This is a genomic window from Deinococcus aquatilis DSM 23025 (assembly GCF_000378445.1).
Lineage (GTDB): Bacteria > Deinococcota > Deinococci > Deinococcales > Deinococcaceae > Deinococcus > Deinococcus aquatilis.
On sequence record NZ_KB899746.1, the window covers coordinates 14,943 to 32,508 of the forward strand.

Annotated in this window: 15 protein-coding genes; 10 read left to right on the top strand and 5 right to left on the bottom strand. The window is 59.9% G+C overall.

Going from position 1 to position 17,566, the window contains the following annotated elements; all coding sequences use genetic code 11:
- Positions 1 to 12: 12 nt before the first annotated feature.
- The 3 genes from F561_RS0120485 (at position 13) to F561_RS0120495 (ending at position 4,853) form a co-directional block, all read left to right on the top strand.
- A complete protein-coding gene (locus F561_RS0120485; protein WP_019011840.1) occupies positions 13 to 2,331 on the top strand; it encodes a DNA internalization-related competence protein ComEC/Rec2 in 2,319 nt (772 codons plus the stop codon).
- Between the two features lie 136 nt (positions 2,332 to 2,467).
- Positions 2,468 to 3,460 carry a malate dehydrogenase gene (locus tag F561_RS0120490; RefSeq protein WP_019011841.1) on the top strand — a complete coding sequence of 331 codons (993 nt, stop codon included), beginning with the start codon at positions 2,468 to 2,470 and terminating at the stop codon, positions 3,458 to 3,460.
- A gap of 421 nt (positions 3,461 to 3,881) precedes the next feature.
- The gene (locus tag F561_RS0120495) at positions 3,882 to 4,853 is read left to right on the top strand and encodes a ferritin-like domain-containing protein (protein ID WP_019011842.1); all 972 of its coding nucleotides are present in this window, start codon (positions 3,882 to 3,884) and stop codon (positions 4,851 to 4,853) included.
- Positions 4,854 to 4,976: 123 nt separating this feature from the next.
- Here F561_RS0120495 and F561_RS0120500 read toward each other — a convergent pair whose 3' ends face one another.
- Complete coding sequence (locus F561_RS0120500; RefSeq protein WP_019011843.1) at positions 4,977 to 6,353, bottom strand: Vgb family protein; 1,377 nt, start codon at positions 6,351 to 6,353, stop codon at positions 4,977 to 4,979.
- A gap of 212 nt (positions 6,354 to 6,565) precedes the next feature.
- Positions 6,566 to 6,991 (bottom strand): GNAT family N-acetyltransferase, encoded by a 426-nt coding sequence (locus F561_RS26245; RefSeq protein WP_019011845.1) that lies wholly within the window; start codon positions 6,989 to 6,991, stop codon positions 6,566 to 6,568.
- Positions 6,992 to 7,012: 21 nt separating this feature from the next.
- Here F561_RS26245 and F561_RS0120515 point away from each other — a divergent pair, with 21 nt between their 5' ends.
- The 3 genes from F561_RS0120515 to F561_RS0120525 all read left to right on the top strand — a co-directional run bounded on the left by F561_RS0120515 (position 7,013) and on the right by F561_RS0120525 (position 10,176).
- A complete protein-coding gene (locus F561_RS0120515) occupies positions 7,013 to 7,528 on the top strand; it encodes a hypothetical protein (RefSeq protein ID WP_019011846.1) in 516 nt (171 codons plus the stop codon).
- Between the two features lie 145 nt (positions 7,529 to 7,673).
- Positions 7,674 to 9,104, top strand: coding sequence for a sigma 54-interacting transcriptional regulator (locus tag F561_RS0120520; protein ID WP_019011847.1), 1,431 nt, complete (start codon positions 7,674 to 7,676; stop codon positions 9,102 to 9,104).
- A 172-nt stretch (positions 9,105 to 9,276) separates the two neighbouring features.
- Positions 9,277 to 10,176: a hypothetical protein gene (locus F561_RS0120525; protein WP_019011848.1), complete on the top strand. Its 900-nt coding sequence runs from the start codon at positions 9,277 to 9,279 to the stop codon at positions 10,174 to 10,176.
- 69 nt (positions 10,177 to 10,245) lie between these two features.
- Here F561_RS0120525 and panB read toward each other — a convergent pair whose 3' ends face one another.
- Complete coding sequence (gene panB, locus F561_RS0120530; RefSeq protein WP_019011849.1) at positions 10,246 to 11,067, bottom strand: 3-methyl-2-oxobutanoate hydroxymethyltransferase; 822 nt, start codon at positions 11,065 to 11,067, stop codon at positions 10,246 to 10,248.
- A gap of 139 nt (positions 11,068 to 11,206) precedes the next feature.
- Positions 11,207 to 11,686: a DUF420 domain-containing protein gene (locus F561_RS0120535; protein WP_019011850.1), complete on the bottom strand. Its 480-nt coding sequence runs from the start codon at positions 11,684 to 11,686 to the stop codon at positions 11,207 to 11,209.
- Positions 11,687 to 11,789: 103 nt separating this feature from the next.
- On the opposite strand from F561_RS0120535, the gene F561_RS0120540 reads away from it, so the two are divergent.
- The 3 genes from F561_RS0120540 (at position 11,790) to F561_RS28195 (ending at position 14,984) form a co-directional block, all read left to right on the top strand.
- Positions 11,790 to 13,622, top strand: a complete 1,833-nt coding sequence (locus F561_RS0120540) for a putative bifunctional diguanylate cyclase/phosphodiesterase (protein ID WP_157452051.1) — start codon at positions 11,790 to 11,792, stop codon at positions 13,620 to 13,622.
- 491 nt (positions 13,623 to 14,113) lie between these two features.
- Positions 14,114 to 14,740: a hypothetical protein gene (locus tag F561_RS29175; protein ID WP_157452052.1), complete on the top strand. Its 627-nt coding sequence runs from the start codon at positions 14,114 to 14,116 to the stop codon at positions 14,738 to 14,740.
- Positions 14,736 to 14,984: a GGDEF domain-containing protein gene (locus F561_RS28195; RefSeq protein WP_245556600.1), complete on the top strand. Its 249-nt coding sequence runs from the start codon at positions 14,736 to 14,738 to the stop codon at positions 14,982 to 14,984. The genes F561_RS29175 and F561_RS28195 overlap by 5 nt, the downstream gene beginning before the upstream one ends.
- A gap of 11 nt (positions 14,985 to 14,995) precedes the next feature.
- On the opposite strand, the gene F561_RS26250 is transcribed toward F561_RS28195, so the two are convergent.
- A complete protein-coding gene (locus F561_RS26250; protein ID WP_157452053.1) occupies positions 14,996 to 16,021 on the bottom strand; it encodes a transposase in 1,026 nt (341 codons plus the stop codon).
- A gap of 82 nt (positions 16,022 to 16,103) precedes the next feature.
- Here F561_RS26250 and tnpC point away from each other — a divergent pair, with 82 nt between their 5' ends.
- Positions 16,104 to 17,513 (top strand): IS66 family transposase, encoded by a 1,410-nt coding sequence (gene tnpC, locus F561_RS0120550; RefSeq protein WP_245556598.1) that lies wholly within the window; start codon positions 16,104 to 16,106, stop codon positions 17,511 to 17,513.
- Positions 17,514 to 17,566: the final 53 nt, after the last annotated feature.

Consider the following 17,566-nt stretch of genomic DNA (forward strand, 5'->3'; position numbering starts at 1 on the left):
AGTGGCCCTCTGATGGCCGCTCCTCTGCAACCTCATGAGGCCGTGACCGGACGCCATGCCGAACCGTCTGCCCAGCGGGGCGGGCCTGTTCCCCGGCGTCCCCGACCCCGTGCCCTGCCCCGCTTTCCCAATTCTGCCACTGGCGGGCGCGTGGCATGGACGGTTCCCGCCGTGCTGGGCGTGATGGGCGGCATTCTGTTGGGGCTGGGCATTCCCTGGGGAGGTCTGGCGCTGCTGGCGGGCCTGCTGCTGGCATGGTCGGACGCTCGCCCGCTGCTGGTGGCAGCCACCCTGCTGGGCGGCGCGGCAGGGTTCGGCTCAGCACGCCTTCAGGCCGCGCAGCCCGATCCCATGACCCCCTGGATCGGCGCACAGGTCACGCTGACAGGTAACTGGGACGGGCAATTTCTGACCCTACACGATCCCCGTGCCCGGCTGGCGGTGGCCCCCAAACCCGGCATTCCCGCAGGCCGGGTTACCCTGAGTGGGCGTCTGGTGCGGCCCGATGGACGGCGAATTCCCGGCGGCTTCGATCAGGCGGCGTGGCTGCGCTCGCAGGGCGGGTTATGGTTGCCCACCCCGACTGCCGTGCTAGTGGCGGCCCGCGTGCGCTCCAGCACCCCCGAAAACGGTCTGCGCGGGTGGTTCCGTCGCGGCCTCGTCACTGGTCTGGGCATGCGGGAAGCGGCGCTGATGCAGGCCATAGAACTTGGAGACCGCAACGAGATCGGGCAACAGAACTTTGCAGAAGGCTACGGCGTGCGCGACGCCTTCAACCGCGCTGGGCTGGCGCACCTGATGGCCCTGTCGGGGCAGAACGTGGCCCTGATCACGGGCGTGCTGATCTGGCTGCTGACGCGGGCAGGCGTACCGACCCTATGGCGCTACCTGACTCCTGCCCTGTTGCTGGTGCCGTATTCCGTGCAGTTGGTGGGTTTTTCGCCCAGCATCACGCGGGCCGTGATCATGGGCATGGCCGTGATGACCGGACTGGCGGTGGGGCGCGGCAAACCCGACCCGCTGGGCATCACGGCATTTGCGGCGCTGGCCTGCCTGCTGCCCTTTCCGATGTGGCTGCTGGACGTGGGCTTTCAGCTGTCTTTTCTGGCAGTGTTGGCGCTGCTACTGTCGGGCAAAGTGGCCGAGCTTTTGCCCCAGCGGTGGCCGATGTGGGTGCGGCTGGCGCTGGTGGCAACCGTGCTGGCCGAACTGGGCACGCTGCCCGTCATTGCCAGCACCTTCGGGCAGATTCCGCTGGTGGGCCTGCCTGCCAACCTGCTGGCCGGAGCGGTCATGGTGGTGCTGGTGCCGCTGGGTTTTCTGGCCGGACTGCTCGGCCCCGGCGCCATTCTCGTCAACTGGCTGGTGTCTGTGTTCGCCAACATCCTGCTGCTGATCGCCGAAACCTTTGGCCGCGCCCCGGTGCTGAGTTGGGGCACGGTCAGCGCCGCCGGATACGTGGCCTATGCACTGGCAGCAGGCGCGGGCGTGCTGTGGCTGCGGGGCCGAATCCGCCTGCCTGCCGCGCTGGGCACGGTTCTGGCCTGCATCCTGCTCACTGCCCTGCCGCCGCGCCTGAATCCGCCCCGCGAACTGGTGTTTCTGGATGTCGGGCAGGGGGACGCCACCCTGATTCGCCTGCCCGGATTCACGGCCCTGATCGATGCAGGCGGCAGCGTGAATTCCGACTACGACGTGGGCACCCGCACCGTGCTTCCGGCCCTGCGTGCACTGGGTGTGCGGAAGCTGGACTTGGTAGTGGCGACCCACGCCGACACCGATCACATCGAGGGCATTTCGGGTGTGCTGCGCGGTATGCCTGTTGGAGAGTTGTGGCTGGGCCACCTCAAAACCGATGATCCGGTGCTGACGGCGGTGCTCTGGACGGCCCGTGAACGTGGCGTGCCTGTACGCGAGGTGCGGCGCGGCGATCAATTGAAAGTATCGGGCCTGACGCTGAACGTGCTGTGGCCCCCCGGCAACGTGTGGAGCACCGAAGACAACGACAATTCCGTGTCCATGACGCTGGAGATGCCCACCGCCGGGGGAAAGCTGTGGCGCACAGCCATTCTGGGTGACCTTGCCGACCCTGCCGAGGCCCTGATCGGTCTGGGCAACCTGAACCTGCTGAAAGCCGCGCATCACGGCAGCCGATTTTCCAGCGGGGCCGAGATACTGGCCCAGACCCACCCCGCCGACGTGCTGGTCAGCGTGGGCGCACACAACACCTACGGCCACCCTCATCCCACGGTGCTGGCCCGCATCGACGCAGTGGGGGCAAAGGTCTGGCGCACGGATCAGGCCGGGACGGTGCGCTGGCCCTTGCCGTAAGGGGTGGAGGACCTGGGCTGTGGGTTGTAGTAAGAAATTTTGAACCTTGAGCTTTTCCTACAACCTGCGACCCACGCTCCACTTCCCCTTTCCGCGTTATTGTTGGGCAGACTTCAATTCTCAGGAGGATTCACCCATGACCACCAAATCACCCGTTCGCGTCGCCGTGACTGGCGCAGCCGGACAGATCGGCTACAGCCTGCTTTTCCGCATCGCTTCCGGCGACATGCTGGGCAAAGACCAGCCCGTCATCCTGCAACTCTTGGAAATCACGCCCGCGCTGAAGGCCCTCAACGGCGTCGTGATGGAACTCCGCGACTGCGCTTTCCCGCTGCTGGCCGATATCGTGACCAGCGATGATCCGATGGTGGCCTTCAAAGACGCCGATTACGCGCTGCTGGTGGGTGCGATGCCCCGCAAGGCAGGCATGGAGCGCGGCGACCTGCTCGGCGCAAACGGCGGCATCTTCAAACCACAGGGCGAAGCGCTGAACGCCGTTGCCAGCCGTGACGTGAAGGTGCTGGTGGTGGGCAACCCCGCCAACACCAACGCCCTGATTGCCCAGCAAAACGCCCCGGACCTGAACCCCGGACAGTTCACGGCCATGGTGCGCCTTGACCACAACCGCGCCATTTCGCAGCTGGCCGAGCAGACCGGGAAGCCCGTCAGCAGCATCCAGAACCTGACCATCTGGGGCAACCACTCCAGCACGCAGTACCCCGACCTGAGCGCCACCACCGTGGACGGTCAGCCCGCCCTCGATCTGGTGGAGCGCGACTGGTACGAGAACACCTACATCTCTACGGTTGCCAAGCGTGGTGCGGCCATCATCGAGGCACGCGGACTCAGCAGCGCGGCCAGTGCCGCCAGCGCCGCCATCGACCATATGCGCGACTGGGCGCTGGGCACGCCGGAAGGCCAGTGGGTCAGCATGGGCATCCCCAGCGACGGCAGCTACGGCATTCCCGAGGGCCTGATCTACGGCTTCCCCGTGACCTGCAAGAACGGCCAGTACGAGGTCGTACAGGGCTTGGAAGTCAGCGAGTTCAGCCGGGGCAAGATGGACGCCACCGCACAGGAACTCACCGAAGAACGCGACGAAGTGCGGAAACTGGGACTGGTCAAGTAGAAAAAACCGTAAGTAGGGAGTAGTTAGTGGTGAGTGGGAAAGGCGTGGGGCCAATTCGTTTGGCTTCTACCGGGGTCTAAGCACTCTTTAGACCAAAAACCATAAAACCATTCAGACAAGAGAGGGGAAGCGGGCGTCATGGCCTAGCTTCCCCTTCTCGTTTGTACTGATTTTTCTATGCTCTCGGTGCCTTTCCAACACCTTCTCATGTCCCCTTTTCGCCCCGAATTTTCCAGCCAAACTTCATCCCCCATTAATGCATTTCGGGGCAGTGATCCAATCGGCGGGCAGGCGCATACAAGCAGGTCAAAGGGACGCTTCACCACATTTTCCGCCGTCGCTGTCTGCTCGCTGCTCTGTCCTTTGGCTGCCTGCGCCTGCCGCTTCCTTGCCCCACTCATTTTTACCCGGAGGATTTACCATGAGCAACGACACCACCAAGCCCGCCAACAGCCGCCGCCAGTTCCTCGGAGCCGCTGGCCTGATGGGTGCAGGCGCACTGATCGCCGGATGCGCCCCCGTGATCGCCACCACGCCCAGCAAGCCCAACCTCGACGCCACCATCTTCAACTTTGCGCTGAACCTCGAGTACCTCGAAGCCGCGTTCTACTTGGCTGCCGTGGGCCGTTTGGGTGAACTGACGGCGGCGGGCGGCGACGCGAGCAAGGTCACCCTGCCCGCCGGCATGACCGGCAACACGGTCATGCCTGGGCTGACGGGCGACACCCTTGCTATCGTCCAAGAAATTGCCCAGGACGAACTGGCGCACGTCAAGGTCATCCGCGCTGTTCTGGGCTCTGCTGCTGTCTCGCAGCCGCAGCTCAACCTCTCCACCTCGTTCAGCACGGCCGCAGACCTAGCCAGTGGCGGCGCAATCAAGGGATTCAACCCCTACGCCAACGCGCTGTACTTCCTGCACGGGGCGTTCATCTTTGAGGATGTGGGCGTAACCGCTTATAAGGGCGCCGCCCGTCTGCTGGTTGACGACAAGCCCGCCGGCAACCTAGAGAATGCCGCTGGCATTCTGGCCGTCGAGGCTTACCACGCCGGTACGATCCGCACCCTTCTGTACCAGCAGAGGGCTGTCAGCGACCCCGTTCTCACGGCCGGCCTGACCGTTGCGCAGATCGTCCAGGCGATCAGCAACCTCCGCGACGGTGTGGACGGCACCGACGACCGCGACCAGGGCATCATGGGCGGCGCGGGCAACCCCGACTTCGTGTCCACCACAGCGGCCAACATCGTGCCGACCGATGTGAACGGTATCGCTTATAGCCGTACGCCCCGTCAGGTGGCGAACATCGTGCAGCTCAACGCCGATGCCAAGAACATGTCCTCTAGCTTCTTCCCCGCCGGACTCAGCGGCGACTTCAGCGCCATCCTCGCCCTCTAAACCTGAACTCAAGCTACGCTTGAAAGCGGACGCCCCCAGTGCATGTTGGCTGGGGGCGCTTTTCGATTATCAAAGGCAGGGTATAGAGAAGTCCAAGCTATGCTCCGCCTTCCCCCGTTCCAGCTATTCCAGCACTACCAGTTGTCCGGCTGCCTCGTACCACACGCGGCCATCTGCGCCAACAGCCAGGGCATGGGGACCGGTTGCTTTGCCGTTCTGGGTCAGCACAGGCACGGTCAGGGTGCTGGCTTCACCTTTACGGGCGCGGTAAAGGCGGCCCTGGGTCGGATCACCCACCCACAGCGTGCCGTCCGGGGCCACGGCCAGTTCGGTGGGACGTGCGCCCTCGGGAAGCGTCAACTGGGTTTGCTGGCCTGTAACCGGGTTCAGGTTCCACACTGTACCTGTGCGGGCTTCTATCCACCAGAGCGTACCGTCTGGGGCATTGGTCAGGGCGTCGGGCAAGCTTTTGCCGGGAATACCCACCCTAAATACAGTGGTCTTGCCTGTGGCCGGATCAAGACCGACAACCGCTGGGTCGGCATAAAAACGGGTGTAATACAGTTGCCCGCCCGCACCCAGCGTCAGGTCTTCGGCATTTTCTTCCACGGCATAGGACGTGACCTTGCCACTGAGCGGATCGAGGGCAGCCACCCGGTCACGCGTGTACTGGGTAAACCACACCCGGTCTGCGGTGGGCGTAGCACCGTTGATGGTATCGGCGGTGGCTCCCACGCCGTAGCGCCTGACATTGCCTGCACTGTCCCGCGAAATCAGCACACTGCCGTCGCTCATGGCGCTGCGGGCCGTGACCCACACGCGTCCACCCGGAGCCACCGCGTGGCTGGTGATGGTTTCGAGACCGCTCAGCCCGAAGTCCAACAGGCTGAAACTGTTCTGGGCCGGGTCGAAACGCACCAGCTGATGACGGCCCTCCTCGCCTGCGCTGACCGGGGCACGCAGCAGCACGCTTCCGTCTGCTTCAAAGCGCATTCCACTGGCCTCATAGGGGTCTCCTGCGCCCACCAGAATTGGGTGAACTGCGAAGGCCAGCACTGGCAGAGTCAGCGTGGCGCTTTTGCCCGCAGAGACCACCGTGACCGTGATGCTGGCCGCCCCGCCACCACTGGGCCTTCCTTGCAACCGCAGCGGGATCAGCGTTTCCAGGCCATCTAGCCGGGCAGTATCCACAGTGACAGTCAGTCCGGCAGGCACGCGGTCTACCTTGACTGTCACCGTTCCCGTCGAAGAAACCCGCAAAGTCGCTCCAGCTTCTGCACCGCCCATCAGTGCCAGGGCATGATCTGGCACCACCTTCAGGCTGGCCGCAACGGGCGTGGTATTCGCTGCTTCTCCCGGCACCACAGGCGCATTCGGCCCCCCACAGGAAGCCAGCAACAGGCCTGCCGCCAGCAGCGGCGCAAACAGAACTGCTGACGCTCGGTGATGTCTGTATCCAGTACTTTCAGTGGAGGGGACAGCCGGGAGGAAAGAACGCATAGGTGCAGTTCACACCATACTTCCTGACTTCCTCCTTACATTTTGGAGTCTGAAAAGCATAAATCATAAAATAGATCGGTTGCTATTTATTCTCTTGATTTCGTGCCTGCTCTCTGGCGAGGTGGGAGTCGCGGGGCTGGAGATCAAGGCGGGAGTGATCCAGAACAGAGTCGGCACAGGACAGATCAGCCAAGTTTTCTGACAGTGTGGTGTCAGAGCCGCAACACCATTTCTGTGTGGCTGATTCGAAAACCCAGCGACTCGTACAGGGCGCGGGCTTCCGGCGTGGTGCCTAGGCAGAGGCGAGAAATGCCCTGGCCTTGGGCAATGTTCAGGCAGGCCAGTACTGCGGCGCGGGCGTGGCCCTGCCTGCGGTGGTCGGGATGTGTCCAGACATTCACGATCCGGCCCCGAGAGGCTTGCGAATCATCTCGCGTTGGCCCCCAATCCAGCACATTCATGCCCGCTCCAGAGATGACCTCTTTTCCAAGAACCACCAGAAACCCCAGATAGCTGCCCCGCTGCATGGCTGTTTCTACCCAAGCCGCATATGTTGGCCGCTCAGGTGCATCCGCCTCTGCGGGGTAACGGTGCGCAGAAATGGTCTGAGCGTCGGCTGGGGTGGCGGCACGGAGCATAGGTCATGTCAGACTAAGCCCATGAGTCAACCTGAAGTCCAGATCACCGGGCGCATTGGCGGGATAACCCAGGGCTATGACCTTCATGCCGAGTGGGACGGAGCCGCGCTGCATGGGCGCATCGGCGGGCGCTTCGAGGGCAAGGACATCCACCTGACCGTGCAGGGTGAGCGGGTTCATGGCCGAATCGGCGGGCACTTCGACGGCTTCGATGCCAGCGGCGACCTCTCCCCCACCCGCGTCGAGGTACGGCTTGGCGGACGAATCGAGGGCGACGACGTGGAGTTGACCCTGGATGGATCGCAGATTCATGGACGATTTTCGGGGCGCATCATGGGCAAGGACGTGCGGCTGCAGACCAGCGGCGCCAGCCTTGCCGGACGCATCGGCGGCGTGGTAGACGGCAAAGATGCAGAGATCAGCTTCGGTACAGCTCCGGCGTTGCTGGCGGCCCTCTGTGCCGTATGCGCCTACAAAGCCCTCGAAGATCAGCAGGCGCAGTCCAGCAGCGCGGCCTCGTCTTCGCCCTCAACCTGAGGCCACCGCCTGAGCTGTGCGGCCCGATTCTCCAGCAAGCCGCACATTCCGGGCGGAGGGTGCGTGATACCTTCCCCCCAACATGACTGCACCCCAAACGACGGCAGGGATGGCGCAAGACAAGGCAATTCAGACTCCCGCAGCGATGACGCTGAAAGAACTGCTCCAGACGCCCGCATTTCAGGGCCGCTCTCCGTTCGACGGGGTGCGGCGGGGCGTGCACGACGAGGTACGCGATAACCTGAAACGCAAGTTGCAGAGCGGCGAAGAACTGTTTCCCGGCGTGGTCGGCTACGACGACACCGTGATTCCCCAGTTGGTCAACGCGCTGCTGGCCCGCCAGAACTTTATTCTGCTGGGTCTGCGCGGGCAGGCCAAGAGCCGGATTCTGCGGGCCATCACGGGCCTGATGGACGACTTCGTTCCGGTGATTTCGGGCGTAGAAATGCCCGACGATCCCCTGAACCCGGTGGGTGCAGAAGGCCGCGCCCTGCTGGAAGCACACGGGCTGGATCTGCCGATTCGCTGGCTGCCCCGCGCAGACCGCTACGTGGAAAAACTCGCCACGCCCGACGTGACGGTGGCCGACCTGATCGGTGACGTGGACCCCATCAAGGCCGCCCGCCTCGGCACCAGCCTGGGCGATGTGCGCTCCATGCACTTCGGGCTGCTGCCCCGCGCCAACCGGGGCATTTTTGCCGTGAACGAGCTGGCTGACCTTGCGCCCAAGGTGCAGGTGGCCCTGTTCAACATCCTTCAGGAAGGAGACGTGCAGATCAAGGGCTACCCGATCCGCCTCGAACTGGACGTGATGCTGGTTTTCAGCGCCAACCCGGAAGATTACACGGCACGCGGCAAGATCGTGACGCCTCTGAAAGACCGTATCGGCAGCGAAATCCGCACCCACTACCCCACGGATGTACGCCTCGGCATGAACATCACCGAGCAGGAAGCGGTGCGCGGCGAGGACGTGACCGTGCCCGGATTCATGGCCGAACTGATCGAAGAAATTGCCTTTCAGGCCCGTGAGGATGGCCGCGTGGACAAGCTCTCGGGCGTGTCCCAGCGCCTGCCGATCAGCCTGATGGAAGTGGCGAGCGCCAACGCCGAACGCCGCAGCCTGACCGGAGACGGCCAACCCGTGGTGCGGGTCAGCGACGTGTACGCGGGCCTTCCTGCCATCACAGGCAAGATGGAGCTGGAATACGAGGGCGAGATGAAGGGAGCCGATCAGGTGGCCCGCGACGTGATCCGCAAGGCTGCCGGAGCCGTGTACGCCCGCCGCCACGCCAGCGCCGACACCCGTGATCTGGAAAAGTGGTTTGAGGACGGCAACGTCTTCCGCTTTCCTCAGGGCGGCGACCCCACTGCGGCCATGAAAGCCACCGCACAGGTTCCCGGCCTGCGCGACCTCGCCGTAGAAATTGCAGACAGTAGCAGCGACGCCGTGCGGGTCAGCGCCGCCGAATTCATTCTGGAAGGGCTGTATGGCCGCAAGAAACTGAGCCGCGCCGAAGAAACCTACGCCGCCCCAGAACAGGAAACGCGCCAGCAGCGCGGCGGACGCTGGAACTGAGCCACGCCTGACCGAAAGTTCTAAGCATTCTGTTTCCCCACTCCTTCACATCAGCCCTTCAGGGGCGGTGCGGAGCAGTGGGGTTTTTGTGGCTTACGGATTTGCTGGGCAGGTAGGATGCAGCATCTGTCATCCACCCTCTGCACATCCCACCCGACCCGGAGGTTTTGCCATGCGTGCCGCTTTATTCCTGACGACCCTGCTGTTGCCCCTCGCCACGGTGCAGGCCGCTGCACAGGCCACCGCTGAATCCACCACTGCTGCCCCCAACACCGCACCCCACGCCATCTTGTTCCGGCTGGGGCAAACCTACGCCTCGGTGGTCGGCACACTGGATGGCTCCGGCACAGCCCGCCGCTGGACACCCGGTGAATCTCTGGGACCCCTGGCCCGCAAACAAATTGAAGCCACCATGCGGGCCACGGTGCTGGGGCCTGCCGGAAAACTGGGCACGGCCACGGTGGGCGGGCGCATCGAAACCAATGATCCCTGCGACTGGGTGCGCGATACCCGCTACCTGAGCACCGTGAAAACTGTATTTCCGGCCCATGCCCTCAGTGCGCCGTGGAACCCCGTGCCGCGCCCCATCACGGCCCTGCCCCTTAACAGTGCTCCCTATCTGGCTATCGTGGCTGCCGAGCTGAAAAAACGCGGCCTGACCGCCCCGCCCCGCCTCGCACAACTGCTGCGAACCGATCTGGACGGCAACGGACGCGACGACATTCTGATGGTGGCGGCCAGCGATCCGGTGGATTTTTCAGAGGGCGTGATGAGGAGCGTCTATGCCGAAAGAGCGGGGCAATATTCGCTGGTGCTGGTGCGCGAATCGTTGCCCAGCGGCGTCAAGACCAGCGTGCTGGGTGAGCGTCTGGTGCTAAAGCAGCCCGCTGAAGATGCCTTCCCCAACGTGCTGACCCAGCGCATCGGCGCGGTGGCCGACCTGAACGGGGATGGCCGTATGGAAGTTCTCGTAGACGACGACGTGCATGAGGGCGAAGGCACCACCGTCTGGCAGAGTGGAGTGGGCGCTGCGCCAATGCGGAAAGTGCTGGAATGGGGCTGTGGGGTCTGATGGGGTGGTAGGGAGTGGGTCGTAGGACGGACGGAAAGCAGTTCTCCTACAACCCACGTCCTATCATCTCTAGTACAGCTTGCCCAGCACGTCATCCTTCATCACAAAGCTCTGGTCTTTGGTCGGAAATCGCCCTGCCCGTACTTCGGCAGCGTAGGCAGCGATGGCTTCGCGGGCGTCCCGGCCCAGTTCGGCGTAGCGTTTGGCAAGTTTCTTTTCCTCGCCTTCGTACAGGCCCAGCAGGTCGTGGTACACCAGCACCTGACCCTTGCAGTGCACGCCCGCGCCGATGCCGATGGTGGGCACGGTCAGGCGCTCGGTGATCAGGCGGGCGAGGCGGGCGGGGATGGCCTCCAATACCACCGCAAAGGCTCCGGCATCCTGTAACGCCTGTGCGCCTTCCACGGTGCGGCGGGCGCTTTCCTCGTCTTTGCCCTGCACTTTCAGGCCACCCTGCGCCGTGGCGGTCTGGGGCATCAGGCCCACATGTCCCATCACCGGAATGCCGTTGCGGGTCAGCACGCGCACTACGTCCAGCACCTCCGGGGTGGCTCCTTCCATCTTCACAGCGTCGGCTCCCGTTTCCTGAATCACGCGTACGGCGGCCCGCATGGCGTCGGTCACTCCGGTGTGATAGGTACCGAAGGGCAGGTCCACGACCAGAAAGGTGTCCCGCGCCCCACGGCGCACGGCGCGGGCATGATGAATCATGTCGTTCAGGGTCACGGGGGCGGTGGAATCGTAGCCCAAGACCACGTTGCCCAGAGAGTCCCCCACCAGAATCAGGTCGGCTCCGCCCCGCTCGGCGTGAATGCCGCCGGGATAATCGTAGGCTGTGACCATCACCAGAGGTTCGGCGGCAGTCATCAGTTCGGGCACGCTGCGTTTCATGGTCTCACGGTAGCAGGGCGGGACAACAGACCGCCTCAGGATCAAGGGTCCAGCAACAGAAGAGGGCGGGGGCGGAAAGCGTTTGCCTCCAGCATTCCCCCGCCCCAGTAGATCAGTTGACCCGCGCCCAGACGCCCTCCTAGCCTTTCACGATTTCGCCGTAGCGCCCCAACACCAGATAGATGATCCAACCCGTGACCGCCACATACAGCCACACGGGCACGGTCCAGCGTACCCAGGCGCGGTGGCGGTTGAACAATTTACGGGCTGCCGGGGCATCGATGTTGCCCAGATTCCCGGCGGCTTTCAATCCGTGATAGGCGTTCCAGAGTGCGCCGAGTGCCAGGGGCAGATTCAGCGCGGCCAGAATGATGTGGCTGATCAGGAGGGCAAAGTAAGCGCTCCGCCACTGGTCGGGGCCAACATATTTTTTCTCGTAGCCCATGCCCAGGCGCGTGAGGTACAGCACCAGAAAGAGCGTGGCGAGGCCACTCGCCAAAAGCATGGCCCGCATGTGTGCCTCACGGTTATGGTTGCGAATAAAGAACACGCCGAAGCACAGCGCGATGCCGCTCATGACGATGATGATAACCGCCCACTGATTAATCGTTTCCGCCATATTGCCCGGACTATAGAGGTAAGGGGCAGGGGCGAGTGTCCGGGGCCATCCACAGAAGAGCTGACACATATTGTTGACCGACCTGCAAGTTATACTCCAGTGGATGCCAGACAGTGCCAGACAGACACAGGAAGCACTCATCCAAGACCTGATTCGGGCAAGGCGGGTCGCTATAAGCATCATTATACCCTTCGTCTGCCTACTAACGGTCGGCTCAATACATCTGACCAATGATGACTTGAGCCATCATGCCTACAATATACAGATTTATACATTTCATACCATTGCTCTCTTATCTACCTGGATTGCCATACGTCATTATCAAGCAAGCGAAGTCCCCTATATGGCAATGTTGACGGTAGGTGCAAGTTTCATTATAACCAAGTTCATCACCTTGGCTTTATATGCAACATTTGATGGCTTTTCTTTGGGGATCACAGATAGTCTTATTTGGATCTACGCGCTGCTTATATTTGCGCTTATTAATATTAAGTCCGGCTTTTATTGGCGCTACTCAATCTCTCTTATGTCCATCCTGACTATTATGGGCATGTTCTATATATATTCTAATATTGGTGTACCTAGTTTCAACTCGACCCTTGTTTCTCTCCTACAGCTTCTCTCAATCGGCTGGATTGTTCTTATTGGCTCTAAGAGTTATATGATTGGCAAGGAATTACATATTAGTCATATCGCCAAGATGGCAACACTTGAAGGGGTGGCCCATACAGATATCCTGACCAATCTACCCAACAGGCGTTACCTGGAACACTACCTACAGGAATTTGTAGGACGTCCCAGTTCCAAAATTCTTTCTCTGATGTTTATTGATTTGGACAGTTTTAAACTGGTCAATGACACACTAGGTCATTCCAAAGGCGATGATCTGCTTAAACAGATGGCCAGCCTACTCGTAAAACTCAGCGGTAAATCGGCGGTGGTTGGACGTCTGAACGGAGACGAATTCGTCATTCTTTTGCCGGAAACCACTGGTGAGGTTGCCGAAGAGTTGGGTCATACCATCCTCAAGCATCTTCAGAAAGATGGTCTTGAGCTGGGGAAAGAATATCAACACTTTCGTCTGACGCTCAGTATCGGCATCAGTGTCTATCCTCAGGATGGTCACACCCCCGAGGAACTGCTTCGACACGCAGACAGTGCTATGTTTTCAATCAAAAAAAATGGGAAACAGAACGTTCGCCGCTATAACCTTGAAGACGACGCTGAAACAGAGTACAGGCAGGAGTTAGCGCACGAATTGGCTGGAGCAATCGAACGTCAAGAAATCTCGCTGGTCTTTCAACCTCTTTATAATCTCTCGACAGGCAAGATGGTCAAGGCAGAAGTATTAATGCGTTGGCAGCATCCCACTCTCGGATGGATTTCTCCAGCTACATTTATTCCAGTTGCAGAACAGGCCGGACTGATCAACACACTTGGCCATTGGGCATTACAGCAAAGCTGCATTTATGCCAAGCAATGGCCTTCTATTGCGCTTTGTGTCAATGTCTCAGTTCTACAGCTTCTCCAGACTAACTTTTCCCAACAGATTACTGAACTCTTGCATGAACACCAACTACCTGCCAGCCAAATAGAATTGGAGCTGACAGAGACAACAGTAATGGAGGACAATCCAAATACGGTAGAGGCACTCCGTAGCATCAGGGCTACAGGAATCAGTCTGACCATTGATGATTTCGGTATAGGTTATTCCAATCTGGCACGTCTACGCACGTTGCCTGTTGAAACGGTTAAAATCGATCAAAGCTTTACCCAGTCGCTGGCGGGTACGGAGTTGGATCAACGCTATGCCGCCCAAATGATTCATTCGGTGGTGCAGATCAGCAATATCGCAGAGTTGCATATCACGGCGGAAGGCATCGAAACCTTGGAGCAATTGCGGGCGGTGCGGGCCTTGGGCTGCCATACGGGCTAAGGCTATTTTCTGTCTCGGCCGGGCAGTGCCGAACAGTTAGGGAGGCTGCTTCATGATCGCGTCTTGCCCTCATGGACTGCCGACTGAACTCCATGGATGAGCGTTGTGGTCTGAAGCTGGACTCAGAGTTGAGTGAACTCAGCAGCATAGATCCCACTCGCAGCCAGCTTGAGGGATCAGTGACGCTAGAGCGACTTGATTGGCCTTCTGCTGTCCGCAGTCGCTCCCAAGTTTGGCCCCCAAGTCTGTCCGCAAAGCACCTGCGGAAAACCTCATACAGCGCTTGCAGCACCTCAGAAGCCCAAATTATGTTTCCAAGTTGGAAGTTTGAAGCTGACCACCTCTGGGGAGAACAATCCTCCAAACAGGTGACTTGACCGCAAGGCGATATTTTCCTCTACACCAAGTTCGCCCCAAGGTCTATTCCCCCAAATGACTTGGTATCTAGTGAGACTGATAGTACGAATTGTGATCGGGTTAGACTTGAGTAGATGATACTTTCCACGGGTCAAAACCGCAGCAGCTTGACAGAAAGCCTGGCTCGGGCGAGGCGCTTAGCACTCATCAATTTATTGCCTGTCATCATTATTTTTTCGGGATTATTTGCATATATCATGCAAGATGCATTGGATCACCAGAAGTATGGCAGGTTCATATTATTACTTTTAATGATATGTCACTCTATCAGCTTTTTCATGATCTATTTTTATAAGGACAGAGAATTTCCTTACATATTTTTTTCACTTTCGTCATTGGGCTTTGTTATCACCAAAATGATCATTATCATACTTTATGCGCCGCCGTCCGAGATTCCTGATGGCATATCTGAATCTATTATATGGGTGTACGGCATTCTTGTCTACCTTCTGCTCAATAGCTTGGCGCCTTTTTATTGGATATTAGCTCGGTACTTCTTAGGTCTTTTTGCCCTTCTTTGCGGAATCTATCTAATTAAATGGAGCAGCAGTCCAGAAATAGCAGCCACTACCCTTTCCCTGTTCAGGGTAAATTTGGTTGCATGGATAATACTTTCAGGCTCAAGAACATATTTAATTCAGAGAGAATCACCTAAGTCAAATTACTCAAATCAATACTCTGGAAAAGCTAGTATACATTGATTTCTTAACTAATTTACCAAATCATCATCATCTAAATAAATACCTGCTTGAAATGATCCAATTGCAGCCAGATAAAACTTTTCAGGTTCTATTTATTGACTTGGATGGATTTAAAACAATTAATGACACACTCGGTCATGATCAGGGCGATGTCATTTTGCAGAGAATAGGTCGGTTTCTTCTTGATTCAAGCGGCCCAGGTGCTCTTGTCGGGCGACTTCACGGAGATGAGTTTGTTATCTGAGATCTTGCAGTTTAAACCTTGAGGGGGATTTGTGCGTGCTGGAAGGCATCGAGGGCAGCCAGTTCTAGGAGAAGCGCTCTGCGACGCACTTCTGGAACAAACGAGAACCGTATGGTTCTCGCTAAAGCTCCCCAATCCGGCCAGACTTGGGGTCTCGTCATGGGTGTGTCCAAGTCTTGGACATGACAGAGCAAGAAGGCCAAGGTGGACAGACACCACCAGCGGAACACGCCCTGTTTGCTGTGTTGGGCAAAGCGTTCCAGTCCAAAGCGGCCCTTGATCGTTTTGAAGAACGCCTCTATCCTCCAGCGCCCTTTCCCGACCCGTGCGAGATACACGCCGCCGAGATTGAGGTTAGACATCACAAAGCGTTGTTCCGGCTCCTTGTTGCGGTGTAACCACACCCAAGAGATGCACATCGTCTGGTCAAGCCCTTGGGGCTTGACCAGATCGCCTCTGACCATCAGATCTCGCACCTGACGGCCATCCTCAAGCTTGCGTGTACAGCGAACCCCCACCACGATGTCGAGGCCATGAGCGAGGACACCCTGGACGAACGCCCTGCTCTCAAATCCCCCATCCGCATGCAGACGGGGACGCCGGTTACCCGATCGCAGCTCAGGGGGCACCGTGCGGAGCAACTTCAAAGCCAGTTGTGCGGGGGAAGGCGTCCCCTTCCCCCGCCAGATCTGAACCGCCCAAGGCAGACGAAGATGACCGCAACACAGGTACAGCACGACCAGATGGACGCCATGAACACTGTTGAACGTGTGCATCCAGTTGTCCAGGTCGGCGAACTTGCCACGCTTCTCGAGGCTGGTCAAATCAACCAACAGGTCGAGTCGAGGTCGCTGATGGGGCCGAGATCGCCACTCGTCTTGCAGCACTTGCAGGGCGTGCTGACGCATCACCCGGCAGAACTGCCGGGTGTTCCACCCGGCGTGATTGAGGAACCGACTGATGGCCGAGGGTGATTTCACGGTGGCCCGTTCTGGGAGAGGATGGCCAGAACCATCCAGCAGCAGATCAAGAAACACTTCGAACGAAGCCCGTCTGTGATTAGCGCCTCCAAGAGTGCCCGGCTTTCAGCCGGGCACTCTTGCCGTTACCATGCTGTCCATGAGCTCCGAGGTGACTGAGAAAGATCTCTTCGAGATCATCCGTCGCCAGTCCGAGCAGATTGACCAGTTGATCGCGGAGAACAAAGCGCTTCAGGCCGAACATATCCGCCTGAAGAAGCGTATTGAAGAGCTGGAACGACGGGCCCGCAAGTATGCCGCGCCCTTCAGCCGGGAGACGCGCACTGCCCAACCCAAATCACCAGGACGCCGTCCTGGTGAAGGCACCTTCGCGCACAAGTCGCCACCCACGCCACAACAGATCACCGAGACCGTACAGGTTGACACGCCAAACACCTGTCCTCGGTGTGGTTTCACAGGACTGCTGATCTTCACCCGTCACGACAAAGCCTGGGTCACGGAACTTGTCCCTCAGAACGCCATGCAGGTCACCGAGTACCACGTGCCCGTCATGGACTGCCCCCAGTGTCACCACGCGGTGCGTGGTAACCATCCCGCCCTAAAGGCCGATCAGATGGGTGCCACCGCCCACCGACTCGGACCGGTTCTGCACGCCACCCTTCAGACCCTGCATCACGAGGTGGGTCTGCCCGTGCGCCGAATCGGTCGGGTCATGAACCTCCTAGGCGGCGTGCAGGTCACGCAAGGTGCGATCACGCAAGCCGCACGGCGGCTTGCCGCCGACGGCAGCCCCCTCGCCGCTCACGTCGAGGCTCTCCAGGCACAAGTGCAACACGCTCCGTTCGTGCATCACGACGACACCGGCTGGCGGATCGGCACCCAAAACGCGTGGGTGGGCGCGTTCCGCAGCGCGGACACCGTGGTCTTCCGCGCCAACCTGCAGCACACGAACGTGGAAGTCCGCCAAGGGCTGGGACAGAACTTCGCGGGCGTGCTGGTCAGCGACCGCTTCTCCTCGTACGACAGCCGCTTCCTAGAAGGGGTCAAGCAGCAGAAGTGCCTGGCGCACCTGATCCGCAATGCCGATGAGGTCGCCGCCGGGCAGCAGGGGCGCCCTGGACGTGGAGAGCTGTACGGACAGCGGGTTGCGCAGGTCTTCCGGGATGGAATCCGACTGCACCGGAACGTGACGACGAGTGTGTGTACGCAAGAGGAATACGCGCAACAGGGTGAAGAACTCACCCTGCGCCTGGAGGCCTTGCTGAACCGGGCACCGCTGAAGTCGAAGGCGAACGAACGACTCCGGCTGGGCATCCTGAAGCAGCATGGACTCGATCGGTTGTGGCAGTTCCTGAAGGATCCGGACATTCCACCGACGAACAATGCGGCGGAACGGAGTCTGCGGACCGTGGTGATGGCGAGGAAGGTCTCGCAGTGCAGCAAGAACGCGGTGGGCGCGCAGACGTACATGCGGATCAAGTCCACCGTGGAGACCGCGCGGTTGCGCGGTCAAGATCCCGTCGCCGTCCTGACCGGCCTCACCCGTTAAAGCTTGGATGCCCGACCTTCGGCCGGGCATCCAGGGAGGCGCTAATCACAGAC